Origin of the sequence: Pseudomonas sp. B15(2017) (assembly GCF_002113215.1) — a bacterium.
Taxonomy (GTDB): Bacteria; Pseudomonadota; Gammaproteobacteria; order Pseudomonadales; family Pseudomonadaceae; genus Aquipseudomonas.
Genome location: NZ_NEJZ01000009.1, coordinates 25,147 through 51,873, shown reverse-complemented (window position 1 = coordinate 51,873; position 26,727 = coordinate 25,147). Strand labels below are relative to the sequence as shown.

Annotated in this window: 23 protein-coding genes; 8 read left to right on the top strand and 15 right to left on the bottom strand. The window is 60.7% G+C overall.

All coding sequences use genetic code 11. The features are described 5' to 3' along the window. Nucleotides 1-5: 5 nt before the first annotated feature. From rodA to CAF73_RS14775, 6 genes are all read right to left on the bottom strand, one after another. On the bottom strand, nt 6-1,109 hold the full coding sequence (gene rodA / locus CAF73_RS14800) for a rod shape-determining protein RodA (RefSeq protein WP_085688090.1): 1,104 nt from the start codon (nt 1,107-1,109) through the stop codon (nt 6-8). A 31-nt stretch (nt 1,110-1,140) separates the two neighbouring features. Then, complete coding sequence (mrdA, locus tag CAF73_RS14795) at nt 1,141-3,036, bottom strand: penicillin-binding protein 2 (protein WP_085687946.1); 1,896 nt, start codon at nt 3,034-3,036, stop codon at nt 1,141-1,143. Between the two features lie 9 nt (nt 3,037-3,045). Beyond that, on the bottom strand, nt 3,046-3,513 hold the full coding sequence (rlmH, locus tag CAF73_RS14790; RefSeq protein ID WP_003185785.1) for a 23S rRNA (pseudouridine(1915)-N(3))-methyltransferase RlmH: 468 nt from the start codon (nt 3,511-3,513) through the stop codon (nt 3,046-3,048). A gap of 9 nt (nt 3,514-3,522) precedes the next feature. Continuing rightward, nucleotides 3,523-4,017, bottom strand: coding sequence for a ribosome silencing factor (gene rsfS, locus CAF73_RS14785; RefSeq protein ID WP_064382180.1), 495 nt, complete (start codon nt 4,015-4,017; stop codon nt 3,523-3,525). Between the two features lie 72 nt (nt 4,018-4,089). Further along, nucleotides 4,090-4,812: a nicotinate-nucleotide adenylyltransferase gene (gene nadD / locus CAF73_RS14780; RefSeq protein WP_085703109.1), complete on the bottom strand. Its 723-nt coding sequence runs from the start codon at nt 4,810-4,812 to the stop codon at nt 4,090-4,092. Further along, the gene (locus tag CAF73_RS14775; RefSeq protein WP_085703108.1) at nt 4,781-6,052 is read right to left on the bottom strand and encodes a glutamate-5-semialdehyde dehydrogenase; all 1,272 of its coding nucleotides are present in this window, start codon (nt 6,050-6,052) and stop codon (nt 4,781-4,783) included. The genes nadD and CAF73_RS14775 overlap by 32 nt, the downstream gene beginning before the upstream one ends. Before the next feature lie 177 nt (nt 6,053-6,229). On the opposite strand from CAF73_RS14775, the gene CAF73_RS14770 reads away from it, so the two are divergent. Next, on the top strand, nt 6,230-6,925 hold the full coding sequence (locus CAF73_RS14770; RefSeq protein WP_085697614.1) for a DNA-3-methyladenine glycosylase: 696 nt from the start codon (nt 6,230-6,232) through the stop codon (nt 6,923-6,925). A 55-nt stretch (nt 6,926-6,980) separates the two neighbouring features. Beyond that, nucleotides 6,981-8,297, top strand: a complete 1,317-nt coding sequence (locus CAF73_RS14765) for a bifunctional DedA family/phosphatase PAP2 family protein (protein ID WP_085703107.1) — start codon at nt 6,981-6,983, stop codon at nt 8,295-8,297. Here the strand turns inward: CAF73_RS14765 and CAF73_RS14760 are convergent. Both CAF73_RS14760 and CAF73_RS14755 read right to left on the bottom strand, forming a co-directional pair. Next, the gene (locus CAF73_RS14760) at nt 8,294-8,872 is read right to left on the bottom strand and encodes a hypothetical protein (protein WP_139834844.1); all 579 of its coding nucleotides are present in this window, start codon (nt 8,870-8,872) and stop codon (nt 8,294-8,296) included. The genes CAF73_RS14765 and CAF73_RS14760 overlap by 4 nt on opposite strands. Before the next feature lie 47 nt (nt 8,873-8,919). After that, nucleotides 8,920-9,120 (bottom strand): hypothetical protein, encoded by a 201-nt coding sequence (locus CAF73_RS14755; RefSeq protein ID WP_085697617.1) that lies wholly within the window; start codon nt 9,118-9,120, stop codon nt 8,920-8,922. A 192-nt stretch (nt 9,121-9,312) separates the two neighbouring features. Between CAF73_RS14755 and CAF73_RS14750 the strand changes: the two genes are divergently transcribed. Together CAF73_RS14750 and CAF73_RS14745 are read left to right on the top strand one after the other, a co-directional pair. After that, nucleotides 9,313-12,762: a calcium-binding protein gene (locus CAF73_RS14750; RefSeq protein ID WP_234206032.1), complete on the top strand. Its 3,450-nt coding sequence runs from the start codon at nt 9,313-9,315 to the stop codon at nt 12,760-12,762. 274 nt (nt 12,763-13,036) lie between these two features. Continuing rightward, a complete protein-coding gene (locus CAF73_RS14745; protein ID WP_227233638.1) occupies nt 13,037-14,440 on the top strand; it encodes a hypothetical protein in 1,404 nt (467 codons plus the stop codon). Between the two features lie 12 nt (nt 14,441-14,452). Here the strand turns inward: CAF73_RS14745 and CAF73_RS14740 are convergent, their stop codons facing one another. Genes CAF73_RS14740 through CAF73_RS14730 form a run of 3 tightly spaced genes read right to left on the bottom strand, consistent with a single transcriptional unit; the run spans nt 14,453 to nt 16,132 of the window. Beyond that, the gene (locus CAF73_RS14740) at nt 14,453-15,043 is read right to left on the bottom strand and encodes an LON peptidase substrate-binding domain-containing protein (protein ID WP_085697619.1); all 591 of its coding nucleotides are present in this window, start codon (nt 15,041-15,043) and stop codon (nt 14,453-14,455) included. Between the two features lie 10 nt (nt 15,044-15,053). Next, nucleotides 15,054-15,770, bottom strand: coding sequence for an LrgB family protein (locus CAF73_RS14735; RefSeq protein ID WP_007958637.1), 717 nt, complete (start codon nt 15,768-15,770; stop codon nt 15,054-15,056). Continuing rightward, nucleotides 15,770-16,132, bottom strand: coding sequence for a CidA/LrgA family protein (locus CAF73_RS14730; protein ID WP_085697620.1), 363 nt, complete (start codon nt 16,130-16,132; stop codon nt 15,770-15,772). The genes CAF73_RS14735 and CAF73_RS14730 overlap by 1 nt, the downstream gene beginning before the upstream one ends. 193 nt (nt 16,133-16,325) lie before the next feature. Here CAF73_RS14730 and CAF73_RS14725 point away from each other — a divergent pair, with 193 nt between their 5' ends. The 4 genes from CAF73_RS14725 (at nt 16,326) to CAF73_RS14710 (ending at nt 22,104) form a co-directional block, all read left to right on the top strand. Continuing rightward, entirely contained in the window at nt 16,326-16,781 is a 456-nt protein-coding gene (locus CAF73_RS14725) for a MaoC family dehydratase (protein WP_034153755.1), read from the top strand. A gap of 110 nt (nt 16,782-16,891) precedes the next feature. Beyond that, nucleotides 16,892-18,619 carry a C13 family peptidase gene (locus CAF73_RS14720; protein WP_085703104.1) on the top strand — a complete coding sequence of 576 codons (1,728 nt, stop codon included), beginning with the start codon at nt 16,892-16,894 and terminating at the stop codon, nt 18,617-18,619. 27 nt (nt 18,620-18,646) lie between these two features. Beyond that, a complete protein-coding gene (locus tag CAF73_RS14715; protein WP_085697622.1) occupies nt 18,647-19,288 on the top strand; it encodes an oxidoreductase in 642 nt (213 codons plus the stop codon). A gap of 218 nt (nt 19,289-19,506) precedes the next feature. Next, nucleotides 19,507-22,104: a hypothetical protein gene (locus CAF73_RS14710; RefSeq protein ID WP_139834843.1), complete on the top strand. Its 2,598-nt coding sequence runs from the start codon at nt 19,507-19,509 to the stop codon at nt 22,102-22,104. A gap of 43 nt (nt 22,105-22,147) precedes the next feature. Here the strand turns inward: CAF73_RS14710 and CAF73_RS14705 are convergent, their stop codons facing one another. The 4 genes from CAF73_RS14705 to CAF73_RS14690 form a co-directional block, all read right to left on the bottom strand. Then, a complete protein-coding gene (locus CAF73_RS14705) occupies nt 22,148-22,432 on the bottom strand; it encodes a YceK/YidQ family lipoprotein (RefSeq protein ID WP_085703102.1) in 285 nt (94 codons plus the stop codon). Continuing rightward, complete coding sequence (ubiX, locus tag CAF73_RS14700; RefSeq protein WP_085703101.1) at nt 22,425-23,072, bottom strand: flavin prenyltransferase UbiX; 648 nt, start codon at nt 23,070-23,072, stop codon at nt 22,425-22,427. The genes CAF73_RS14705 and ubiX overlap by 8 nt, the downstream gene beginning before the upstream one ends. Next, nucleotides 23,069-24,418 (bottom strand): UDP-N-acetylmuramate:L-alanyl-gamma-D-glutamyl-meso-diaminopimelate ligase, encoded by a 1,350-nt coding sequence (gene mpl / locus CAF73_RS14695; RefSeq protein WP_085703100.1) that lies wholly within the window; start codon nt 24,416-24,418, stop codon nt 23,069-23,071. Before mpl ends, ubiX begins: the two co-directional genes overlap by 4 nt. 193 nt (nt 24,419-24,611) lie before the next feature. Then, nucleotides 24,612-26,528: a sigma-54-dependent Fis family transcriptional regulator gene (locus CAF73_RS14690; protein ID WP_085703099.1), complete on the bottom strand. Its 1,917-nt coding sequence runs from the start codon at nt 26,526-26,528 to the stop codon at nt 24,612-24,614. Between the last annotated feature and the right edge of the window lie 199 nt (nt 26,529-26,727).

Below are 26,727 nucleotides of genomic sequence, written 5' to 3'. Positions count from 1 at the left end.
CTTATTCAAACCTGTGCGATCCACTTGCGATGGGTATGGATCGACATCAAAACCCCAAACGCTGACAGCAGCGTCACCAGCGAAGTTCCGCCGTAGCTAATGAACGGCAACGGCACCCCCACCACCGGCAACAGGCCACTGACCATACCGATGTTGACGAAAACGTAAACAAAAAACGTCATGGTCAAAGCGCCGGCCAGCAATTTGCCGAACAGCGTCTGCGCCTGGGCGGTAATCACCAGGCCACGACCGATCAGCAACAGATAGATCAGCAACAGTGCGCAGATACCCACCAGCCCGAACTCTTCACCGAGCACGGCGATGATGAAGTCGGTGTGGCTTTCCGGCAGGAAGTCCAGGTGCGACTGGGTGCCCAACAGCCAGCCCTTGCCGAATACACCGCCGGAACCGATGGCGGCTTTCGACTGGATGATGTTCCAGCCGGTGCCCAGCGGATCGCTTTCCGGGTCGAGGAACGTCAGGATCCGTTGCTTCTGGTAGTCGTGCATGATGAAGAACCACATCGCGACCGACACCGGAATCGCCGCCGCCAATACACTGAGAATCCAGCGCCAGCGCAACCCGCCCATGAAAAGTACGAAGGCGCCGCCGGCCAGAATCAGCAGCGAAGTGCCGAGGTCCGGCTGACGCACGATCAGGGCGAACGGCACACCGATCAGCAACAGGCTGATGCCGACATGCTTGAGCTGCGGCGGCAGCGTGCGCTTGGACAGGTACCAGGCGATCGTTGCCGGCATCAGGATCTTCATGAATTCCGAGGGCTGGAAGCGGATCACCCCGGGGATGTTGATCCATCGGGTCGCGCCCATGGCGTTGTGACCCATGATGTCCACCACCAGCAACAGCACCACCCCGATCACATAGCCGAGCGGCACCCAGCGTGCCATGAACCGCGGCTCGAACTGGGCAATGATGATCATCGACACCAGACCGATGCCGAACGACGTGGCCTGTTTGGCCAGCAGATCCCAGCTCTTGCCACTGGCCGAATACAGCACGAACAGGCTGCCGGCCGCCAGGATCAACAACAGCACCAGCAACGGGCCGTCGATATGCAAACGTTGCAACAGCGTCGCCCGGCGACGCATCACATCCTCGCTGGAGAGCATGCGATCGAAATTATTCATCACGGGCCGTAGCCTCCGCACTGATAGGGCTGGCGTATTCGGCTTTCAACCGTCCGTCCTGATCCAGCAGCCAGGCATCCATGACCTGCCGCACCACCGGTGCCGCGACGCCGGAACCGGACTCACCGTTCTCGACCATCACCGACACCACGATTTTCGGGTCATCCGCCGGCGCGAAACCGACGAACAGGGCGTGGTCGCGGTGGCGCTCCTGGACCTTGGAGCGGTCGTATTTCTCACCCTGCTTGATCGCCACGACCTGGGCCGTACCCGACTTGCCGGCGATCCGGTATTGCGCGCCGATCGAGGCCTTGCGCGCGGTGCCTCGGGCACCGTGCATTACCTGCTGCATGCCGTGGTTGACCTTGTTCCAGTCCGACGGGTCGCGCAGGATGATGTCCGGCATCGGATTTTCATCCTTCGGCTTCTCGCCTTCGATGGTCTTGGCCAGATGCGGGCGATTCCATACGCCCTTGTTGGCCACCAGCGCCGTGGCCTGGGCCAGTTGCAGCGGGGTCGATTGCATGTAGCCCTGGCCGATCCCGAGAATCAGGGTTTCGCCGGGGAACCACGCCTGACGCCGGGTCGCGCGCTTCCACTCGCGGGACGGCATAAGGCCGGGGGATTCTTCGAACATGTCCAGCGAGACCTTCTGGCCGATCCCGAACTTGTTCATGTAGGCCGACAACCGGTCGATGCCCAGCTTGTGCGCCAGATCATAGAAGTAGGTGTCGTTGGACCGCATGATCGCCGTGTCGAGGTCGACGAAGCCGTCCCCGGTACGGTTCCAGTTGCGGTACTTGTGGTCGTAGTTGGGCAGCATGTAATAACCGGGGTCGAACACCCGGCTCGACGCCGTCACCACGCCCGCGTCGAGACCGGCAATCGCCACTGCCGGTTTGATCGTCGAGCCCGGCGGGTAAAGACCGCGCAGCACGCGGTTGAACAGCGGCCGGTCAATCGAATCGCGCAGCTCGGCGTAAGCCTTGAAACTGATGCCGGTGACGAACAGGTTCGGGTCGAAACTCGGTTGACTGACCATCGCCAGCACTTCGCCGGTTTTCGGATCGAGTGCCACCACCGCACCACGTCGACCGCCCAGCGCGGCCTCGGCGGCTTCCTGCAATTTGATGTCGAGGCTCAGGACAATGTCCTTGCCCGGCACCGGATCGGTACGCTTGAGCACACGCAGGACCCGGCCACGGGCGTTGGTCTCGACCTCTTCGTAGCCCACCTGACCGTGCAGCTCGGCTTCGTAGAAGCGCTCGATGCCGGTCTTGCCGATGTGGTGGGTGCCGCTGTAATTGACCGGATCGAGGGTCTTCAGCTCTTTCTCGTTGATCCGCCCCATATAACCCACCGAGTGCGCAAAATGCGCGCCCTGCGGGTAGTGACGCACCAGTTGCGCGACCACTTCGACGCCCGGCAGGCGGAACTGATTCACTGCGATCCGGGCAATCTGTTCTTCGGTCAGCTCGAACAGGATCGGCACCGGCTCGAACGGCCGGCGGCCCTGGCGCATGCGCTTTTCGAAGATCACCCGGTCTTCCGGCGTCAGCTCCAGTACCTCGACGATCACGTCGAGCACCTGCTGCCAGTCGCCGGAACGCTCGCGGGTCATGCTCAGGCTGAAGCTCGGACGGTTGTCCGCCACCACCACGCCGTTGCGGTCAAAAATCAGGCCACGGGTCGGCGGGATCGGCTGAACGTGAACCCGATTGTTTTCCGACAGCGTCGAGTGATAGTCGTACTGAATCACCTGCAGGTAATACAGCCGCGCAATCAGCACGCAGATCAGCGCCACCACCGCAATTGCGCCGAACACGACGCGACCACGCACCAGACGGGCGTCTTTTTCGTGGTCCTTGATGCGGATCGGCTGAGACATGAGGGCGGATTACTTGTGGTAAGGGTGGCCGGACAGCACGGTCCAGGCACGATACAACTGCTCGCCGATGAGGATGCGCACCAGCGGGTGCGGCAGCGTCAGCGGCGACAACGACCAGCGCTGATCCGCGCGGGCACAGACTTCCGGCGCCAGCCCTTCCGGGCCACCGACCATGAAGTTGACCGTGCGCGAGTCCAGGCGCCAGCGATCGAGTTCGACCGCCAATTGCTCGGTGCTCCACGGTTTGCCATGAACTTCGAGGGTGACGATCCGCTCGTTCGGCCCGACCTTGGCCAGCATGGCTTCGCCTTCCTGACGGATGAAGCGGGCCACGTCGGCATTCTTGCCACGGGTATTGAGCGGAATTTCCACCAGTTCCAGCGCCAGCTCGGACGGAAGACGCTTGGCATATTCATGCCAGCCTTCTTCCACCCACTTGGGCATGCGTGAACCGACGGCGATCAGGCGCAGTCGCACAGCAATCCCTTACAGCTGGTCTTTGTTGAGCTTGGTGAAATGCTCGTGGGTGTTTTCCGGGCTGTGGTGCTTGGCGTCCGCCGCACGGCTTTGCTCGGCACCGGCCCACAGGCGCTCCAGGTCGTAGAACTGACGAGCCGAGGCGGTCATCATGTGCACGATCACCAGGTCCAGGTCCAGCAGCACCCAGTCGCTGTCGCCCTTGCCTTCTTCGCCCAGCGGCCTGGCACCCTGCTTTTTGACCTCTTCGCGAACCTTGTCCAGCATCGCGTTGATCTGACGGTTGGAAGTACCGGTGGCGATGATCATGTAGTCAGTGATGCTCTGCTTGTCGCGCACATCGATGATCTGGATGTCCTGGGCCTTGACGTCTTCCAGGGCTGCAACGGCCACCTTGACCAGCTCGTCGCCCTTAAGTGGTTCGTTGGTGTTGACCGGCTCTGGCAGCGGGGCGCTCTTGAATGTGCCTTTGCGCTTTACTTTGGTTTGGTCTTTGTCAGTCATATAAAACTCGTTTTGCTCATATATTCGGCGGCTTGGCGACACGTGGATTCGTATCAGTGAAGCACGCCTTGTTCAGTTCGACGCACGGTACAGACCGTGCGCATCGATGTAGGCCAGGACCGCGTCGGGCACCAGGAAACGTACCGACTTACCGCTGGCCAGCAGTTGACGGATCTGGGTGGCGGAAACCGCGAGCGGTGTCTGCCAGACGAATGCAATCTGTCCGCTCGGCCCCTTCAGGGCCAGCGGGTCGCTCACCGAACGCGCTGCCAGCAGGTTGCGCAAGGCATCCGGCGGTTCGCTGTCGGCGTCCGGGCGCTGTAGCACCAGGATGTGGCAATGCTGGAGCAACTCTTCCCAGCGGTGCCAAGTGGGCAGGCCGCAAAATGCGTCCCAGCCCAGAAGCAGAAAAACCTGGGTCTCGTCGGCCATTTCGGCGCGCAGCGACTCCAGGGTATCGATGGTCCAGGACGGTTTGTCCCGCTGCAATTCGCGGGCGTCCACCACCAGCGGCGGCACACCGGCTACCGCACATTCAACCATTGCCAGCCGGTCCTGCGCCGACACTTGCGGCGTATCGCGGTGCGGCGGCCGGGCGCTGGGCATCATGCGCAGCTCATCGAGCCCCAGCGCTTCGGCGACTTCCAGCGCGCCACGCAAATGGCCGACGTGCACCGGATCGAACGTCCCGCCCAGTACGCCAATGCGCCGGGGACGGGATTTCTTGCCGGTTTTCGGCGCTTTCAGATCGAGGTCGGACAAGTCAGACCGTCGCCTGGCCGCGCAACTGGCCATCACCGACCACGATGTACTTCTCGCAGGTCAGTCCTTCCAGGCCCACCGGGCCACGGGCGTGCAGCTTATCAGTAGAAATGCCGATCTCGGCACCCAATCCGTATTCGAATCCGTCGGCGAAGCAGGTCGGGGTGTTGATCATCACCGATGCCGAGTCGACTTCGGCCACGAACTGCCGGGTGTCGGCGAGGTTTTCGCTGACGATCGAGTCGGTGTGGTGGGAGCCGAAATGGTTGATGTGTTCGATGGCCTGATCCAGGCCGTCCACCACACGGATCGACAGAATTGGCGCCAGGTACTCGGTGCTCCAGTCTTCTTCGGTCGCCGCTACGGCTTCGATGATCGCCCGGGTACGCTCGCAACCGCGCAGTTCGACGCCCTTTTCGCGGAACTGCTTCGCCATCGGCGGCAGGAAATCCTTCGCAACACTTTGATTGACCAGCAAGGTCTCCATCGCACCGCAGATGCCATAGCGGTAGGTCTTGGCATTGAAGGCGATGCGCTGGGCTTTCGGCAGGTCGGCGTGTTCGCTGACATAGACGTGGCAGATACCGTCCAGGTGCTTGATCACCGGCACCCGGGCGTCGCGGCTGATGCGTTCGATCAGGCCACGGCCACCGCGCGGTACGATCACATCGACGTACTCCGGCATGGTGATCAGCGCGCCAACGGCAGCGCGGTCGGTGGTTTCCACCACTTGCACCACGGCGGCCGGCAGCTCGGCTTCGGCCAGACCGCGCTGGATGCAGGCGGCAATCGCGCGGTTGGAATGAATCGCCTCGGAGCCGCCGCGCAGGATGGTCGCGTTGCCGGACTTCAGGCACAGGCTCGCAGCGTCGATAGTCACGTTGGGACGGGATTCGTAGATGATCCCGATCACGCCCAGCGGCACGCGCATCTTGCCGACCTGAATGCCCGACGGACGGAAGCTCATGTCACGGATCGCCCCGACCGGATCCGGCAGCGCTGCAACCTGACGCAGGCCGACGATCATGCCGTCGATGCGCGCCGGGGTGAGTTCCAGACGCTCCAGCAGTGCCGGCTCCAGACCGTTGGCGCGACCGGCGGTCAGGTCCTGCTCATTGGCTGCCGCAAGCTCGGCGCGGGCGGCGTCCAGCGCATTGGCGGCAGCCAGCAAAGCGCGGTTTTTCTGCGCGGTGCTGGCACGGCCGATGACGCGGGAAGCTTCGCGGGCGGCGCGACCCAATCGGGTCATGTAGTCAAGAACGGACTCAGTCATGGTCTGCTGGGGTCTTGGCAAAGAGGAAAGCGGCAGATTATAGCTGTCGCGTCCCGGGACTAACAGCGGTGACGGGCGGATGGTCGAAATGGACGGCGATTTGCCGACGTTCAGCAGAGATTAAGCCGCGAATTGTTATCATCACGGCCTCCTCCGCCTGGATAAACCCTGTTTGCCATGTCCAACCTGACCGTTCGCGCCACCTCCGCGCGCCAGCCTGTCGGCCTTGCGGATGCCTTTTTCGACCGTGACGCCCAGACGCTGGCCCGTGATCTGCTCGGCAAAGTCATCCGCCACCGCGTTGGCGATTTGTGGCTGAGCGCCCGAATCATCGAAACCGAAGCGTATTACTGCGAGGAAAAAGGCAGCCATGCGTCCCTCGGCTACACGGAAAAGCGTAAGGCTTTGTTTCTGGATGGCGGCCACATCTATATGTACTACGCCCGTGGCGGCGACTCACTGAACTTCAGTGCGCAGGGTCCGGGCAATGCGGTGCTGATCAAATCGGCCTATCCGTGGGTCGACGAGATCAGCGGCCCGGCCAGTCTGGCGCAGATGCTGCTGAACAACCCCGATGCTCAGGGTCGTCCGCGCCCCTCGCAGAAACTGTGTGCCGGGCAGACGCTGCTGTGCAAGGCGCTGGGGCTGAAAGTGCCGGTGTGGGATGCCAAGCGCTTCGACCACGAAATCCTGCTGGTGGAAAACACCGGCCCTGCGCCCACTCATGTGATTCAGACCACCCGCCTGGGCATTCCCCATGGCCGTGACGAGCACTTGATGTATCGCTTCGTCGATGCTGCCTATGCCCAGTGGTGCACGCGGAACCCGCTGCGTCGGGGTCAGGTCGAAGGTCGCGATTATTTTCTGCTGTGATTGCACACCCCTGCGGCACGCCGGCCAGGGACATCAATGAAATGGAGTGGTTTGTATGGGCCCATGGCTCGATAGCGTGACCGGATGGCTGGCCGCCAACCCACAATGGCTGGCGGCCGCGGTGCTCATTGTGGCGTTTGTGGAATGTCTGGCGATTGCCGGACTGATCGTGCCCGGCACAGTGCTGCTGTTCGCCGTGGCAGTGCTGGCCGGCAGCGGTGCACTGTCTTTGAGCGAGACCCTGTTGCTGGGCTTTCTCGGCGGGATTCTCGGCGACGTGATTTCGTATTTCCTCGGCCGTCACTTCCACCAGAACATCCGGCGTCTGCCGGGCCTGCGCCATCACCCGGAATGGATGGCCGGCGCGGAAACCTATTTCCAGCGCTACGGCATCGCCAGCCTGTTGGTCGGGCGCTTCATCGGCCCGTTACGCCCGATGTTGCCAATGGTCGCCGGCATGTGCGACATGCCCTTCCCACGCTTCGCCGCCGTCAGTCTGCTGGCAGCAGCAGGCTGGAGCCTCGCGTACCTGTTGCCGGGCTGGGCTACCGGGGCGGCGATTCGCCTGCCCTTGCCGGAAGGTTTCTGGCTACAGGCCGGGATCGTCGCCGGCAGCATCGCCGTCATGGTCGGCCTGAGCGCCAACAGCAGCCTGCGCCGTCATCGCCGGGCGACGATCTGGATCAGCAGCATGAGCCTGCTGATCCTGATCGGCCTGTTCATCGGCTACCCGTATCTGAGCGCCCTCGATCAGGGCGTCATGACCCTGGTGCAGGAACATCGCCGCCCGGCGCTGGATGAAGTGGCGGTGGTGTTCACCCTGATCGGTGAATTCCGCAACATGTTGCTGTTCAGCGCCCTGCTGACTGCGCTGCTGTTGCTGTGCCGTCAGTGGCGCCATGCCATTTTCGTGGGCGGCACCCTGCTCGTCACGGCCCTGGCCAACACCGGAACCAAACTGTTTTTCGCCCGGGTACGCCCGGAAGTACTGACCGATCCGCTTACCAGCTACAGCATGCCCAGCGGCCATGCGTCCGGCTCGTTCGCGCTGTTCCTGGCCCTGGCCGTACTCGCCGGACGCGGGCAACCGCCAAGGCTGCGACTGACCTGGCTGCTGATCGGCTGCATTCCGGCACTGGCGATTGCCCTGTCGCGGGTGTATCTGGGCGCCCACTGGCCGACGGATGTGCTGGCCGGCGCCATGCTCGCAGCCTGCGTATGCGCCGCCGGGCTCTGGCTCAGTCAACGGCAAACGCCGCTCGGCGCCATGCCGCAAAAAGTCTGGTGGCTGGTGCTGCCGGCGCTGGTCGCCCTGTTCGGTTTCTTCGTGCTGCGACACTTGCCGCATACATTGCTGCGCTATTCGTACTAGGCAGCAGAAGAAACCGGCGAAGGGTTGATCCTCAGGATGAACGACACGTTTTCGGCGTCGTACGCATTGTGGCCGGTGTCGTTCGGATTCTGATCGAGGAAGTACCGCAGACCTTGCTTCGTTGCATGTTGAAAAAGTCTTTTCTGTTTCTCGACACTGAACAACGCCACAGAAACCGGATTGGAAGGAAAGTCACCAAGGTCTTTCAACTTTCCCGCATAGGTCTCCACTTCGAAGTAACTGCCGACATCCTTGTCCAGAACAAGATGCCGGTTTTTCTGGTCCAGGCGTACCCGCCAATCGAAATAACGACCGGCCGTCTTGACGTTGAGGGAGTAGCGCCCCCGAGATTCCGGTACAAACTCGAACAATAGCGGTTCGGCATCATCATGGTCCGCGAGTGTCACAATGCGTGATGCAACTTCATCACCCAGAGAAATTTCTGCTTCCAGTCGCTGCCCCGTGGTAATTCGCGAATACTTCAAACGACTTTCCATCACCTGATAATTAATAACCAGAGGAAGACCACCCGAAAAAAGATGCCCCGTAAACTTGATACTTTCCGAATCAGACATATAGCAACTCTCTCACCATAAAAAGTAAATCAAATAACGTCAGCAAGTCATTTGACTGCGGTAGACATAGTGGCACTCAACACACTTTTGACACGTTTGCGCTTGCGCCGCTCAAGGATCATCGAATCCGCGTAATAACCTGCATTCCTGATGATGGTATCGGTGTTCTGATCAACACCAGCGTGCTTGAAAATATACTTTCCGGCGATATCGTCCCAGAAGGCCCACTCATCTTCGTAAATTGTCATTTCGCTCTCCTTTGCGATCTACCCGCCCTGGCGGAAAAATCAAAAACTAGATGAATAGCGACTGACAAACAACCTGCAGCCACTTTCAACACAATACAAAAAACAACAACACAATCCGCAAAACATTAACAACTGAACAGCACTGCACTTCATGTCAGATTCTTTCTGACATTTCACTGAAGAGCATTGATCTTGGCCAAACCTTTCATATCCAGCACAGAAACTATTCTTACAGCCCAACTTACAATTTCCGACATTACTGACACTTCTCTTTCATCTCCCGAAGCCTCGCTCAAAACATCGGGAAAATCCCCCACCCTGCGAGACGTGGACAAACTGTTCGGACCACTGCGTTTTGGTGAAATAACGGCCAGTCGCCAGACACTGGCGTCCTTGGGAGCGCAGATCAACGGCCACGCCATCAGCGCGGCCAACACCTACTTCCCCGCGCCTGACCAGTCCTTTACCGACGGACTGGCTTTTGACCCGTTACAGGTTGAGCAGCGAATCAGATCGGTCGACAGCCAGGAGCGCCAGCACGTACCGGAGCTGCTCTATGAAATCGTCACGCAGCGCTCACCCGATGCCCCACCGCTGATGCGCGAAATGCCAGCGGGCGATGCAGCAGATCCGATGAACCGGATCAATCGATTGCTGACCGCCACCCAGCGCCTGGACATCCGCCGAAGCCCGTTGACGGAAAACCTGCCGACCTGGATCGACAAAGGCAAAAGTCGCGGAATGACCGGCATGGGCGTCGGAATGCAGGCTTACGGACTGTACAGCGCTTACATGGGTGCCCTTGAGGCAGTCAAAAAAGGAGAGATGGGTGAGTTTTGGCTCAATGTCGGCGGCGGCGTGTCAGAAATTCTCTCCCTTGGAGTCGAATACGCACTTGGCAAAAGCGGCGAAAAAATGATCCGCCTTGGCTATGAGACATTCGAGAAATTCGCCAAGACCTCCACAGGCAAGTGGCTCAGCCGCGGGGCGGGGCTGATCGCCAGCGCGATCACACTGCCCTTCGATATCTATACCGCCATCAAGTCGTTCAACGATGCCGCCAAGGCCAAAGGCAAGGAGGCACAGGATCTTTACGTCGCCGGCGGGTTGAGCGTGTTCAGTGGCGCGTTGTCGCTCGCTCTTGGCTGCGCAGCACTGATGGGCTTCCAGGCTGCCGGCCCGGTGGGAATCGCCGCAGCCGCATTGATGATTGTCGGCGCCAGAGTCTATGGCGCCGCCAGGATGGTCGACGACATCGACGACTACATCGAACTGACCGTGAACGAGCGCTGGCGCGCCGGCTGGTTCGCATTCACCGGCCAGCAGCAGGATCAGGCGATGATGGATCGCTACCTGATCGCCAAGACCACCAGCGACTACGCCAAAGCCCTGAAAACACGCAGTCTCAGCTGGCTCGACAATGAGTTGAAGGAGAGTGTCGATGCCATCGTCGATGGCCGCTACGAAGTCAAGCTGCAACCCACCCGCGTCTATCGCTACCAGTGGGACACCAGCAAGGGCGAAGCGCCCTACAAGATCGAGAACCTGCCGGTTACTCAGGAAATCGACGACACCTACGACGCAAGGAAAGGACTGCCGGTCGCTGACAATCTCATCACCAAGGGCGTCATCCATCCTGACAAAGGTGTTTTCTGGAGTTTGGGCGGTGGTCACGACACGGTGCAGGGCGTGAAGGACAAGCCGAACTTTTTCAGTTACTCCACCGGCAGAAAAGCCCTGAGCGGCGGCGACAAGAATGACTCGTTTCTTTTTCAGTCGGCATCGGAAAATCTTTCAAGCGATCCGATCAGAGCCAGCGAATTGTCGGGTGGTGAGGGCATCGACCTGCTGTGGCTTCAAGGCAAGCACCGACACGAAGACCATGTAGCAGAGCCACCACGGCACAAGGGCTATGACGTCGACCTGAAAAACGGCACGCTGTCCCTGCTGCCCATGAACCCGGCGCAAGAACCCGTACTGCACTCGACACTCAGCTCCATCGAAAAAGTCGAGACCCTTGCCGGCGCGATCAATCGCGTGACGGGCTCCGATCAGGCCGACACCATCGCTGCCAACGGCAATGATCACATCGAAGCCGGCGCCGGGGACGACCTTGTTTCCGTGCGCGGTCTGCGTGCGGTCGTCGATGGAGGCAGCGGCAACGACGTCTACTATCTGGACCCGAGCAGTCTCAAGGTATCCATACGCGAAGACGGCAAGGAACCGAGCAACGTTTATCTGGGCGTGACTCTGGAAGCCATCCAGCGCTGGTTCATCCGCAATGAAAGCATGGTCATCGAATCACTGCGCGCCGATGATTTCCGAACGCCCCTGCGTGAGCTGACGTGCGAGGCGGTCTACCGGAACCTCGACGGCAAACGCGCGCTGCAAAATGACAAATGGGTGTTCATCACTCAGGACGGCTACCACCTGCAGCCGATCTGGCCAGAGATGATAGAGGAGTCGGGCGATCTGCCCCTGAGCGTCGTCATCCTCAGCGCCGGCACCGCCAAAGCCTCGCCGGTACAGGTCAACGATCGCCCTTATCGCCTTTCGGACAAACCGCTCTCGAACTACTTCGTCAGCCGCCAGAGCCGACACACCATTCTGATGGCGCCACAGAATGACAAACCCGCCCACAGTACGTTGTATGTCGACTACGACAGCACTGAAATCAACGAAGTCCGCGCCATCTATACGGTTACAAAAACGACGCACGGAGCCTTCACGTTTCTTTCCTATACAAACATGCACTTCGACCTCACGTTCAAACAGGGCGGCGGCATGCTTTCACTGCACGGAGCCGTCAGAGAAAGTCCCGGCCGCAAAACCGACAGAGGCGCCGGGATCATGGCCTCCGGCTGGCAACTGAACCATTCTCTGACGCTGGTCATGCGTGACAGCACGTCCTATCGGCTCGACTACCCCTACAACTCATACTTCAATGACGCCCGCCATCCTGGCTATACCAGCGTGCAAAGCCCGACCTCCTTGCGTGAACGAGCGGGCCGCTACATTTTCGTCAGGCCCTCGGTCGAAAAGCGCCAGCTGAAGACAACCGCGCAACGGGTCGAATTCAGGAATGCCGAGCACAACGCAACGTACTGGCTGGAGGGACGCTCCTCCACCTACGAGTTGTTGCCTGCCAGCCATACCTCCATTCGCCTGTCGACAGCGCAAGCGGATGCCCGCGTCACGGGGTCTTCCACCTGGCACATTCACACGCAACATCTTCAGGAACAGATCAACCGACGCGACCTTGTCATCAAGGACAATCTGCTGAAGATCGGCAGCATTCAGTTTCATCTGCCGGACAGCAACGATCCGACACTGCCAATTGAAACCATCGAGGTCATGATTTCTTCCGGCAACTGTTATCGCGTCAATGCCTTGTTCGAGCTGATTGGTCTGTATGCCGTCGACGCCCGGAGCTATCCGTCGATTGAAGCGATTGCCCGGGATATTCAGGATCATCACCAACGTGACGAACTTGAAACCATTCAGGTAAAGGTCCGCAACATTCGCCTGCTCGACATGTCTCCCGGCAAGATTATCTACAACCCCGAAACCCGCATCTGGAGTACAGAAGAAGCTCCATCGCGCTCGATTCCGATCGGGCATCTGATTATTGTCAAGGAATGACACCATGCGACCAAAATCACCCTCCTCGTCCACTCCGCCACGCGTCAACACGTCCTCGGACCCGGACACTCAAGCGCCCCGATTGCGAACGCCGGCACCAGAATTGCACCCGCCACATTCATCGTCCAACCCGGCCGTTTCACGAAACATCAACCCGGCAAACACGCCTTCAGGTCCGGCAATACCCGAACCACCCCGGATCGACATCTCGGATTTATCGGACCTTTCGCGAGCAACGGCGAGCGGACTGAGCAGTTACCTGTTGAAACCGGCAATGCTGCGTAACATGCAGCCTGCCAACGAAGAAGGCCTGCGCTACATCGTCGGCCGTAAATTCGTCGATGTGAAAGACAGCGGAACGGTGTATGTGGAGTTCGACACGGACCTGAACACTTACCGGGCCATGGATCTGTACAAAAAGCTTGCGCCCGGTCCGGCCCTCTACAGAAACGCCGGGGAATCGACCTGGAGCCCGTCCAGTCCGCTGGCGCGACCGCATGCGGCAGACACTGCCGGCGATCCGGGAGCAACGCGTAAACAATCTTCTCCCGAACCTCTGCCGGCACAGTGGAGGGCAGCCACCGCTGAATTGCTGAATGGACATTTCATGCGGCTGCATCCACAGATGACTCACGGAGAAAGAGTCATGCTGCTACGTACCTATAATCTTTCACCGCTGCAGCACGTAAGGTTGCGCGACGACCTGAATGCCAATCCGCTAAAGGTTCCCGCCTGGGCGGAAAGTCACAAGCTGCGATCTCTGGATAGCAATGACCCGACCCGCTTCGACGAACTCCATCGGGAAATCGAACCGCTGCTCCTGCCCTTGAGAAACGGCAAGCTCGCACTTTACGATCTGTACGATTTCGATGAAAGTGTCAGCCGCCAGTTTCTCGACGCATTCCTTGGCAAGCTGGGCTATTTACGCAACATCAATGACAGCCTGTATCGCACGGATATCCCTGCGCTGTTCCGGGCTGACGAGCGTACGCCCTTCGAGTTCTACAACGATGGCCGGATGCTGCCCCGTCTGAAGCACCCTCGTGGCGCAACGACGGAAAAACCGATCAGCGCCACGGTCAGCCTCAAGCTGGTCAAGGGATACGCCGGCCGGGGAACCGAATCTCCCGATCCGGAGTACCTGCGCTACAACAGTCAGAGAAACAAATACCCCGGCAAAAAACCTGGCGAGCCGGATGTGGAATCGGGTGAGTCGGACAACGAATGGTCCGACGTCTCGGATATGGATCTGGATGACGAGCGGAACTACGCAACAATCCGGCACAACCAGCAATTCGTCTTTGCCTATATCCTCGACACTCGGAGGATGGAAGTCGTACTGCGAGAGGAAAATCACTTCCTCAATGACGCAGCAACGAGGAAAGGCACCTGGTTTCCCGATGACGAACTTGAAGCACTGATATCGACTTCGAAGCGGGGTATCGATTCGCAGCGCCTGTGGCTGCTCGATTCAACGTTCACTCGGGCAGCTAAGGTCGATGACATTGGCGAGCAGGCAGAATTCGGCAACTCCATTGAAGAGCGCACCCACAGTGGGGCATTCAACCGGCATGAGTATGACGCCCTGATCGACAAGGTTGCCCGTGCAGGCAAACCGATATTGATACTGGATCAGGGCAAGGAGTGGTTCGCCAACGACATCGTCTGGCCCGAATAACCGGGCCGAGTCTCAAGCGAACAACTCGCCCTGCAACTCGTCGAGCAGCGCCTGGATCGCATCCAGTCGCTGCTGCGGGTTGTCGAGTTGCAGCAGGTCGATCTTGTCTTCCTCGGCGAAGGGCAGCAGATAGGCCAACTGATTGGCCAGCGACTGCTGCCCCGCCGCTTCGATGCCCATGTTCAGCGCCTCGACCATCGGGTGTTCGGCCAGGGCCTTGAGCAGCGCCACCAGATCGGCGTCTTCATCCTGCAACGGTTGCTCGGGCTCTTCGTCAAGCCACTCGACCTCGGCGACGATCAACTGATCGCGCTGGACTTCGGTGCGCTGCACGATGAAGCGCCGTCCGCCCTGCACCCGGATGCCCAGCAGTCCGTTGTCCTGCTGCTGGAAATCGGTAATTCGCGCTTCGCAGCCGACCATGGCGAAACCTTCCGGCGCGACGCCGACTTCGCTACCTTCAAGGATGCACACCACACCGAACCCGCCGCCCTGTTTCATGCAGCGGCCGATCATGTCCAGATAGCGCGCCTCGAAGATCTGCAAATCCAGATTGCAGCCGGGAAACAGCACCGTGTTCAGCGGAAAAAGCGGCAGACTCATAGACATTTCCTTACACCACCATCGACACCGCCAACGGCAGGAACACCGCCGTGGCCACGCCCATCAGACTCATCGCCAGCGCCGCGAAGGCGCCGCACTCATCGCTTTCCTGCAACGCCACCGAGGTGCCGACCGCATGTGCCGTCATGCCCAGCGCCATGCCGCGTGCCTCGGGGCTGTGCACGCCCAGGCGAGTCAGCAGCGCCGGACCGAAGATCGCGCCGATGACCCCGGTGATCAACACAAATACCGCCGCCAGTGCCGCGACACCGCCGATCTGCTCAGCCACCAGCATGGCGATCGGCGAGGTCACCGATTTGGGTGCCATGGTCATCAGGATCATGTGATCGGCACCGAACCACCATCCCAGCGCCACGCCCATGCCCGTGGCGACCACGCCGCCTATCACCAGCGTAGTAAAAATCGGCCAGAACAATTGGCGGATGCGCCGCAGATTCAGATACAGCGGCACCGCCAGCGCGACGGTTGCCGGGCCCAGCAGAATACTGAGGATTTCCGTGCTCTTGCGGTACTCGGCGTAAGTCAGACCGCAACCAACCAGTACGCCAATCACCAACAGCATCGAGACCAGCACCGGTTGCAGAAAGATCCAGCGGGTTTTCTCGAACGCCGCCAGCACCAGTTGATAAGCGCCCAGGGTGATGCCGATGCCGAACAGCGGGTGGTGAATCACCGACGCCCAGGCACCTTGCCAGTCGAACAGCATCAGGATTCCTCCGAATGCGGCGCATGACGCTTGACCAGGCGCTGCATCAGCACGCCAGCAAAGGCCATCGACAGAATCAGCGAGACCACCAGCGCCCCGACGATGGCCCAGAAATCCGCGGCAATCGCCGTGGCATACACCATCACGCCCACCGCTGGCGGCACCAGCAGCAATGGCAGATAACGCAACAGACTGCCGGCGGCAAGATTCAGCGGTTCGCCGACCTCACCGCGCACGATCAGGAATACCAGCAACAGCAAAAGGCCGATGATCGGCCCCGGCAGCACCGGCAACAGCAAATGATTGAGAGCCGTGCCGAGCAATTGAAACAGCACCAGCCACGTCAGGCCGCGTAGCAACATCCGTCATCTCCGTCTTACTTTCCAACCTGCAAGTCGTCGGCATTATAAGCACGCCTGCGCTATGGATCGGCATTCGCCAAAAGCATGGTCGGTTGACCTGAGCAAATCGCCATGATGATCTACAGTGGTTCGCAGGGCGGTCAAATCCCCCACCTGAAAAACTATAAAACCGATGAACCCAAGGAGAGTCTCAATGCCCTATGTTCCAGTTGCAGAGCTCAAAGATTATGTCGGCAAGGAACTCGGACGTTCCGAATGGCTCACCATCGATCAGGAGCGCATCAACCTGTTCGCCGAAGCCACCGGGGATTACCAGTTCATCCATGTCGATCCGGTCAAAGCCGCGCAAACGCCATTTGGCAGCACCATTGCACACGGTTTTCTGTCGTTGTCGCTGATCCCCAAACTGATGGAAGACATCCTGGTCCTGCCGCAAGGCGTGAAGATGGTGGTCAACTACGGTCTGGACAGCGTACGTTTCATCCAGCCGGTCAAGGTCAACTCGAAGGTCCGGCTCAAGGTCGACCTCGGTGAAGTGACCGAGAAAAAACCTGGCCAGTGGCTGCTCAAGGCCACCGCCACCCTGGAGATCGAAGGCTCGGACAAACCGGCCTACATCGCCGAACCGCTGTCGCTCTGCTTCGTTTAAGCGCCTGGATGCGAAGCGGCTCACGCTGTTTCGCATCCGCTCCTCCCCGCCGGCTGTATAAGGTCACATAGCTGCGGCATACTCGGTCGCCTAATTGCCCGGATCCCGCCATGCGCTCATTCGCTCCTCTTGCTCCCCTTGCCTTGACCCTGTTGCTGGCCGCGTGTGGCGACGGCGAATCACTCTTGCCGCCGGATGCGCGTCTGCCCGACGGCGGCCGCTATCGCGGTGAACTGGTCGATGGCTTGCTGCAAGGTCAGGGCCGGGTCGACTACCCCAACGGCAGCTGGTACGCCGGGGCGTTCGACAAGGGGCAATGGCACGGCCAGGGCGAATGGCACGGCAGCAATGGCGAGGTCTATCGCGGCAACTTCCAGCAAGGGCTGTTCGACGGCCAGGGCACGCTGACCACCACGGCCGGCAGCTACACCGGTGGTTTCAAGCTGGGCCGGCGCGACGGCGAAGGCACCCTCAAAGAAAATGCGATGACCTATCGCGGCGAATTCAAGGCCGACCAGTATTCCGGGCTCGGCCGTCTCGAGCTGGATGACGGCAGCTCCTATCAGGGCCAGTTCGCCCACGGCAAACCCAATGGCGAAGGCCAGCGCGGCGATGCCAGCGGCAATCAGTTCACCGGCCACTTCGTCAACGGCCAGCTCGAAGGCAACGGTACATTCAACAGTGCCGACGGCGACATCTATGTCGGCGGCTTCAAAAACAATCAACTGCACGGCAAGGGCCGCTACGAAAACGCCGATGGCGATGTCTGGCTCGGGCAGTTCAAGGAAGGCGCGCTGACCGGCAAGGGCGAACTGATCGGCGCCGACGGCAGCCACTACATCGGCTATTTCAATGACTGGCGCTTCAGCGGTCAAGGCCGGCTGAACCTGGCCGATGGCAGTTTCTACGTCGGCGGGTTCGACAGCGACAGCTATTCGGGACGCGGCACCCTGGTGCTCACCGATGGCAGCGTGCTCAGCGGCACCTGGATCAACGGCCAGCGCGTGCGCGATGCCGACGGCAAGTTGCTGCCCGACACCCTCGAACTCGGCCTGCTGGCCCAGGGTCGCCTGCTCGACGAGGCGCTGGCCAATGTGCCGGCCTCGACCCCGGCAGTGGAGCTGTACACCCTGACCCTCGGCGGCGACGGCAAACAAAGCGTGTTCCTGCGCGAATCCGATTACGTGGCCAACATGCTCACCAGCCGTTTCGGCGCGTTTGGCCAGATTCGCCTGGTCAATCATCGCGACCACCTCGGCGACCGGCCCATGGCCACCCGCGAAAACCTGCGCCGCGCAGCCCAGACCCTGGCCGAACGCAGCGGCCCGGAAGATCTGGTTTTCATCTACCTGAGCAGCCACGGCACCGCCGAGCACGAACTGGTGCTCGATCAGCCGCGCATGGAACTGGCCGACCTGCCCGCCGATGAACTTGCCGCCGTGCTGGCGCCGCTAAAGAACCGCGACAAGATCATCGTCATTTCCTCGTGCTATTCCGGGGGTTTCATTCCGGCGCTGAAGGATGAGCGCACGCTGATCATGACCGCCGCGCGCGCCGACCGCGTGTCGTTCGGTTGCTCCGAGGAGGCCAACTTCACCTACTTCGGCGACGCCCTGTTCGCCCAGGCCCTGAACCAGACCGACGACCTGGAGCAAGCCTTCAAACTGGCCAAGGCCACCGTCGCCGAGCGCGAACTGGCGGACAACTTCGAGGCCTCTGAACCGCAGATCTGGGCACCGAAAACCGTGCTGGCACACTGGCAACTGCTGCGCAAACAGCAAGCGAGAAAAGCCTTGCAAAGTGCTGCGTTGAACGACGGAGCAACAAAGAGCAACTAAGCTGAACAGTATCAAGGGAGAGACACTATGTACTTGACGCCTCAGCATGTCCTGCTTGCCGGAGCCACCGGACTGACCGGTGAACATCTGCTCGACCGTCTGCTCAACGAACCGACGATCAGCCGCGTCCTTGCCCCCTCACGCCGGCCGCTGGCTGAACATCCGCATCTGGAAAATCCGGTCGGCGATCCACAGACCTTCCTGCCGCAACTGTCCGGTCGGGTCGATATCGCCTATTGCTGCCTCGGCACCACCATCAAACAGGCCGGCTCCGAAGAGGCGTTCCGCGCCGTGGATCTGGACATGGTGGTGGCATTCGCCAAGCGCGCCCGGGAAATGGGTGCACGCCACCTGATCGTGATCAGTGCCCTGGGGGCCGATCGCCGGTCCTCGGTGTTCTACAACCGGGTCAAAGGCGAGATGGAATACGCATTGCGCGCGCAGGACTGGCCGCAACTGACCATTTGCCGACCTTCCCTGCTGCTCGGCGAACGCAGCGAGCCGCGCCTGGGCGAGCAGCTTGCCGCGCCGTTCTCCAAATTGATTCCCGGCAAATACCGCGGCATCGAAGCCTGCCAACTGGCCCGTGCCATGTGGCGCCTGGCACTGGAAGAGCAGGACGGAGTACGTATCGTCGAATCGGATGAGCTGCGCAAACTCGGCAAGTGATTTCGCGCATGAAGCAGTTCAACGCAGATCCAGACCATCATCTTTCAATGAAGTCAGAGGATCCGGTGTTGAACTGCTCTCTGAAATGAGCCGAATCGATTCGACAACCGCGCCCTATCTATCTACCACACGCCCCTCCCCCTTCATGGATAACGTGCCCTCTGGCACACCTGCATCCGTCATGTCGTCATCGGACGGCCCCCGACAGCAGGTAATCAATGAAAGGACGCCTGATGGCACCCAAAAAGACCACACCGAAAGGCACCCGCGCCCCCGGCACTCCAGCCGATACATCGATCCCCCTGTCGACTCCGCGACTTGAGCGTCCAGGCCAGATCCGGCCTGCGGGGCCGGACGCCAATCCCTCCGGGCAACAGCATTCGACACAGCTGACCTCAAGCGAATCATTGCCCGGGTTACTGATCCAGGACCTGGCTCCCGCAGTCCGGGAGAGTACGTCCTCCGATAGCCTTCGCCCGGCCGAAAACATTCTTGAGTACGCGCTGCCACCACAGGAGCGAACGCTTTTGCCTGCCGTCATGACACAAGGATTGCGTATCTACCGGGGGCGTATTTACGCCGAGGTTCAATACACCTCGACCGGTACCGTCATGGTGGGCTGGGACGACGGCGCCGGAACCTATCGAGCCATGCGACCAAAGGAAGCACACCCCTCCGGCCCGGCCCTGCATTTCGACTCACAAAGCAATACCTGGCGAGTTGGCGAGCCACCCGAAACCGGCGTTCTGATCGAATCTACGGCCCATCGACCGGCAGTCAGCTCGCAGGACACGTCACAACAGACTCTTGCGCCCCTCACACAATCAAACACGCCACCGGTTTACATCGACACCCGGCATTACGTGTGGGACAGCGCCACGAATCACCACCACGGCTACGTGGTCATGCACCGGAAAATGCGGCTGGACGATTCCGTCGGACCTCGGTCGCACCACGCCTTCCGGGACGATAACGGATCGTTTGTCAGTGTTGAGCGGCCTGCTTATCCCATCGATCAGCCAGCCCGATTGCTGTCCGCCTGGACGGACCGCGACATCTGGAATCTCTACGGACTGCAAGGCACCGATATCACCCGCTTTCGCACCGAAGCCCACAGCACCGGCAAGAAGCCTCAGTGGGCCAGAGTCCGGCCAGACCGGATGGAAAACGTTTATCTGTATGACGAGCTTCGTCGCTGGCTGGGCCCGGACATGGATCGCGATATGTTCAACCGGCTTCTGGAGCATCAGAAACGCACACCCGCCGAGTGGGTGAAACACCTTGAATCGGTCTCCCTGCACCGCGCTCCAGCTGACCAGCAATCCCCGTTGCCGCAACGGTCGACAACCCAAACACACGTCCAGGAATCGCCGTTGCCACGCCAGCCAGACCCTGACATTTCCGAGACGAGGGACACCCCTGTGACGACGTACGGTGATCAGCGCCACTACACCTGGGATCTCGACAAGTCGAACTTTCACGGTTATGTCGAGATGCAGCGCAAACCTGGCCTGGATGACAGTCACGGACCGCTCACTCAACTGGCGTTTCGTGAAGGTGCCGGACTGATCGTCGTCAAAGCCACCGATTATTCGATCCATCAAGAGACCGTCCTGCGCCCCTTCTGGCGGGACGTCGACATCTGGAATCTTTACAGGATCGAAGGGCCCGACATCGTGCGCTTTCGTCGGGACGTTGCGCTTCATCAGAAACCGCCTGACTGGGTCAAACAACGCAAATACCCTTCCCGGCGCGAGAAACTGATCGACTACCTGAGGCTGTGGACCAATCCTGACTCACCGCTCAAATCACGAGAGCAGGTTCTCGCCCGGTTCCAGCCCTACAACCTCTCCGTCCAGCAACTGGCGAAATTGTGCAAGGAGTTGTCGCCAACCGGGCAGTTCAAGAATCTGATCAATGATGAGCTGCCCGGGTGGGTCAGGACTCATCAAGAACGCACCCGCCGGGTGACCAACGAAAAACTCTTCGATCCGTTTCTGCCGGAAATCCATGCAGAAATCATCCGACTGAGAAATCAGGGAGAAGGCACCAGCCTCTTGAAGGCCAGCCTGACCGATCCCTTCTTTCAAGGGCTGTTGCGCATCAGCGGCTTTAAACGCAACAAGCACAACTACCTGTACAGGACCGATACGCCCGCCATGTTCAAAGTGGATAACCGGACACCTTTCGAAATAGCCCGGCCCGCGGCCATGGTCCCACAGGCAATATCGGCAAGGGGTGCCACAAGCGAGATACCTGTCAGTGCAATGTTCAGCCTGAAGACCGCCATGGGCTTTGCGAATGAAACCATGGGAATAGCAGGCAAGGGAGCGCACCAGCCAGTCAGCGGTACCTCGACGCCCCCTGCTCAGCGCATCCAGTTTTGCTACCTGCTCGATACCCGCAACGTCGAGGTCGTAGCGGGGCAAGACAATCGCGTCTACAACCCGACGCGGCTCGAACGAAGCCCTGCGGACGGCACAACGTGGTTCCCGAGCATGAAGATGGAGGGCCATGTTTCGATGTCGTCGATCGGCTTCACGTCGAGACGCGTCTGGCTGGTCAACTCAAGCATGACTCGCGCGGCGACAGTGGAAGACATCCATTTGCAGGCGCTGACACGCGCCACTGGATCGGATCAGAACGCGGTTGACGCCATCGAAGCACGCACGCGGGCAGGGGAATTAAACCGGAATGAATATGACGAGTTGATCGATGACGTGGCGACAGCCGGAAAACGCATTATTGAGTTGCCGGCAGGACAGGACGTTTTCTCCAACCACATCGTCTTTCCGTCCGAAACGATCACGCTGTAGGACGTTTCAAAGGCTCGACCCTGCGTGGTCGAGCCTTTGATTTTTACAGTCCCCCAGTCGCCTGAAACCCTACACCGATCACCGTCAGCAGCGACAACGGCAACAGCAGCGTATCGAGCAGTGCGCTGGCCGGCAGATCCACTCCGGGATAGCTCGGGGCCTCGGCGCCGAACCGGTCCATCGCACAACAGCCACCGTTCATGGCGTACAAGTCCAGCCGCGTGCCGGAATACACCACCGGCGCGCCGGGCTTGGCGGCATCCAGCGTGCGCACCGTGGCGCAGCCGGTGAGTTGCAGCGCCAGGGCGATCGCCAGCAGCTTATTCATCGCTGCTCAGATGGTGTTCGCCCCAGCGCGGCAGCATGTCCTGGGGAATGCCCAGCAGATTGAGAATCCGCGCCACCACGAAATCGATCAGGTCATCGATGGTCTGCGGCTGATGATAGAAACCCGGCGAGGCCGGCAGGATGGTCACGCCCATGTTCGACAGCTTGAGCATGTGCTCCAGGTGAATGCTCGAATACGGCGCTTCGCGCGGCACCAGAATCAACTGGCGACGCTCCTTCAAGGTGACGTCCGCCGCCCGTTCGATCAGGTTGTTGCAGGCGCCGGTGGCGATGGCCGACAAGGTGCCGGTCGAACACGGCACCACCACCATCGCCGCCGGAGCGCCGGAGCCCGAGGCCACCGGCGACATCCAGTCTTCCTTGCCGTAGACCCGAATCTGTCCGGCGGCCGCGCCGGTGTATTCAGTGAGGAACGCCTGCATCATTTGCGGCTTGGCCGGCAGCGACACATCCGTCTCGGTGGCCATCACCAGTTGCGCGGCCTTGGAGATCAGGAAGTGCACCTCGCGATCCTCGCGCACCAGACAGTCCAGCAGGCGCAAACCGTACTGGGCGCCGGACGCGCCGGTCATCGCCAGCGTGATGCGTTCCGGGCCGCCGTCACGGGAAAAAGTGTTCATTTCAGCGCCTCGGCGAGTTTGCCATGCAGGCCGCCGAAGCCGCCGTTGCTCATGATCACCACATGGGTGCCGGGCTGGGCCTGGCTCTTCACGCGCTCGATGATGCCTTCCAGCGAGTCGCTGACAATCGACGGCACCGTGCACAGCGCGGCGGTGCCGGCCAGATCCCAGCCGAGGTTGGCCGGGGCGTACCAGATCACCTGATCGGCATCGACCACGCTGTCCGGCAGACCGTCACGGTGGGCGCCGAGCTTCATCGAGTTGGAGCGCGGCTCGATGATCGCGATCAGCGGCGCATCGCCGATACGTTTGCGCAGGCCATCAAGGGTGGTGGCAATCGCGGTCGGGTGGTGGGCGAAGTCATCGTAGATGGTGATTCCCCGTACTTCCGCGACTTTCTCCATCCGGCGTTTCACGCTCTTGAACGCGCTCAACCCGGCGATGCCCATCGACGGCACAACGCCGACGTGACGCGCCGCCGCCAGAGTGGCCAATGCGTTGGCGACGTTGTGCTGGCCGGTCAGTTCCCACTCGACCACGCCTTGGGGCATGCCTTCGAACATCACTTCGAACGCCGAGCCGTCGTCTTTCAGTAACTTGACCTGCCACTGACCGCCAGCACCGGTGGTTTGCACCGGGGTCCAGCAGCCCATCTCGATCACACGCTGCAGGGCCGGTTCGGTGGTCGGGTGAATCACCAGGCCTTCGCTGGGGATGGTTCGCACCAAATGGTGGAACTGCCGCTCGATGGCTGGCAAATCAGGGAAAATGTCGGCGTGATCGAACTCAAGGTTGTTGAGGATCGCCGTGCGCGGACGGTAGTGGACGAACTTCGAACGCTTGTCGAAGAACGCGCTGTCGTATTCGTCGGCCTCGATCACGAAGAACGGCGTGCCGCCCAGACGCGCCGACACCGAGAAATTCTGCGGCACGCCGCCGATCAGGAAGCCCGGGCTCATGCCGGCATGTTCCAGCACCCAGGCGAGCATGCTGCTGGTGGTGGTCTTGCCGTGTGTACCGGCAACCGCCAGCACCCAGCGCCCTTGCAGCACATGGTCGGCCAGCCATTGCGGGCCGGAGACGTACGGCAGGCCTTTGTTCAGCACATATTCCACTGCCGGGTTGCCGCGGGACATGGCGTTACCGATCACCACCAGATCCGGTGCCGGATCGAGCTGCGCCGGGTCGTAACCCTGGGTCAGCTCAATGCCCTGGGCTTCGAGCTGAGTGCTCATCGGCGGATAGACGTTGGCATCGGAGCCGGTCACGTGATGGCCCAGCTCTTTGGCCAGAACCGCCATCGAGCCCATGAAAGTCCCGCAGATACCCAGAATATGAATGTGCATAGTCGACCTCGTAAAACATGGCCGCAGGTTAGCGCAGGGAGGGGGAAATGGCACTCTTTAGCTGATCACCCGACATGATCGTTCCTACGCTCTGCGTGGGAATGCAGCGCAGGACGCTCTGCGTCCAAAAGCGGACGCTCTGTGTCCGGGGAGGCATTCCCACGCAGAGCGTGGGAACGATCAGCACGAAGATTCAGGCGGTTCGGGCAATCCCGTGCTTGCGCAGCTTTCTATAAAGCGTATTGCGACTGACGCCCAACTGCTGCGCCGTGTGGGTCATGTGCCAGCGGGTGTGCTCCAGGGCATTGAGCAAGGCCATCCGCTCGGCATCTTCCAGCGGATGCTCGGACGACGACTCATCGACCTTGACCAGGAGCGGCTGCACCTGCCGGAACATCGCGGGCAGATCATCGAGCCCGATCCGACCTTCATCGCACAACGCCGCCAGCGTGCGCAGCACATTGCGCATCTGCCGCACATTGCCCGGCCAGTTGAAACCCAGCAACGCCTGGCGCGCCGGCTCGTCGATCAGGATCGTTTCCCCGCCCGCCTCTTCGGCCAGCAGGAAATCCAGCAACTGCGACTTGTCACTGCGCTCGCGCAACGGCGGCAACGCGACTTCCAGCCCGTTGAGCCGGTAGTAAAGGTCTTCACGGAAACTGCCGTCGCCAACCCGCTCCAGCAGATTGCGGTGAGTGGCGCTGATGATCCGCACGTTGACCGCTTCCGGCTCGCCGCCGATCGGCACCACTTGCCGGTCTTCGAGCACTCGCAGCAGTCGGGTCTGCAAGGCCAGCGGCATGTCGCCGATTTCATCGAGGAACAGCGTGCCGCCATCGGCCTGCTGCAACTTGCCGCGCATGCCGTCCTTGCGCGCGCCGGTGAAACTGCCGCCGCGATAGCCGAACAGTTCACTCTCGATCAGGCTTTCGGGAATCGCCGCGCAGTTGAGGGCGACGAACGCCTTGCCGGCGCGCTGACTGGCGTTGTGCACAGCCTTGGCGAATGCCTCTTTGCCGGAGCCGGTTTCGCCGTTGATCAGCAGTGGCACGTCACGTTCGAATACCCGCAGCGACTTGCGAAAATCCGCCTGCAACGCCGCATCACCGAGACAAATACCTGCAAGACGTGGCGCTTGGACAAGCGCGGGAGCCGGCGCGGCCGGCAACGGCCGACGGGTTTCGCCGCGAAGCACCGCAAACAGATGCCGACCGTCACGGGTGCGCAACGGCCAACTGGCGCTGGCATTGGCACTGGCACGCCCGAGCAACTCATCCAGCGAACAATCGAAAAACGCCTCCACCGGTTTGCCCAGCAAACCACCGCGAATATGGCCGAGCAGGTTCAAGGCACTCTGATTGACCGCGCTGATCCGCCCTTCCCCGTCAAACGCCAGCAACCCTTCGCTGAACAGCCCGACAGACTCGGCCTGAAGATGAAAACGCAGCAACCATTGGTTATCGAAACAGCGCAGGAAATAGCAGCTCTCGATCATCTTCGCCGACAGATTGACCAGCGCCATGGTGTGGAACTGGCTCTGGCGCGAGACGTCATGCCGAGCCGAGGAAACATCGAGCACCGCCAGCAGCTCGCCGTGCGGGTCGAACACCGGGCTCGCCGAGCAGGTCAGGCCGGTGTGGCGGCCGCGAAAGTGTTCGTCTTGATGAATGGTCAGGGCCTGGCGCTCCACCAGGCAGGTGCCGATGCCGTTGGTGCCTTCGCAGGCCTCGCTCCAGTCGGACCCCAGCCACAGGCCGGCGCGTTCAAAGATCTTGCGTTCGGCGGGGGCGGTGACGCAGTTGAGGATCACCCCGCGCGCGTCGGTCAGCAGTACCGCGTGGCCGGCGCCGGAGAGCTGTTGATGCAGGCTGCTCATTTCATTGCCGGCGATCTGCAACACCTGTTGCAACCGTTCGCGGCTTTCAAGGACACGACCGTGTTCGAGCACGGTCGGCGCCATGGTCAGGGCCGGGTCGAGGTGATAGTCCTCAAGACAACGCAGCCACGAGCGGGCAATCGACGGGTCGGCACCGGGACCATGCAGGTGCGGTTTGCCCTGGGTGACGGTGAGAACCTGTTGGGCATGGCGACTCAAATGGTTGTCGTGCATTTCTTATTATTCTCCCCGAGGCTCATCGGCCCATGCGTGAAGTGGTGCCCAGCATCCTCCAGCCAACCGGTCTTTGCAATGCTGGCAAGACTGCCCGGTCACGGGTTGTGCCAGAAGCGGTACAAACTGTCACCCAAGCTGTACCGATAGCGTCACAGACGCTTGCCACTTGTCCGACGGGAATCGCGCAAGGCCTTGA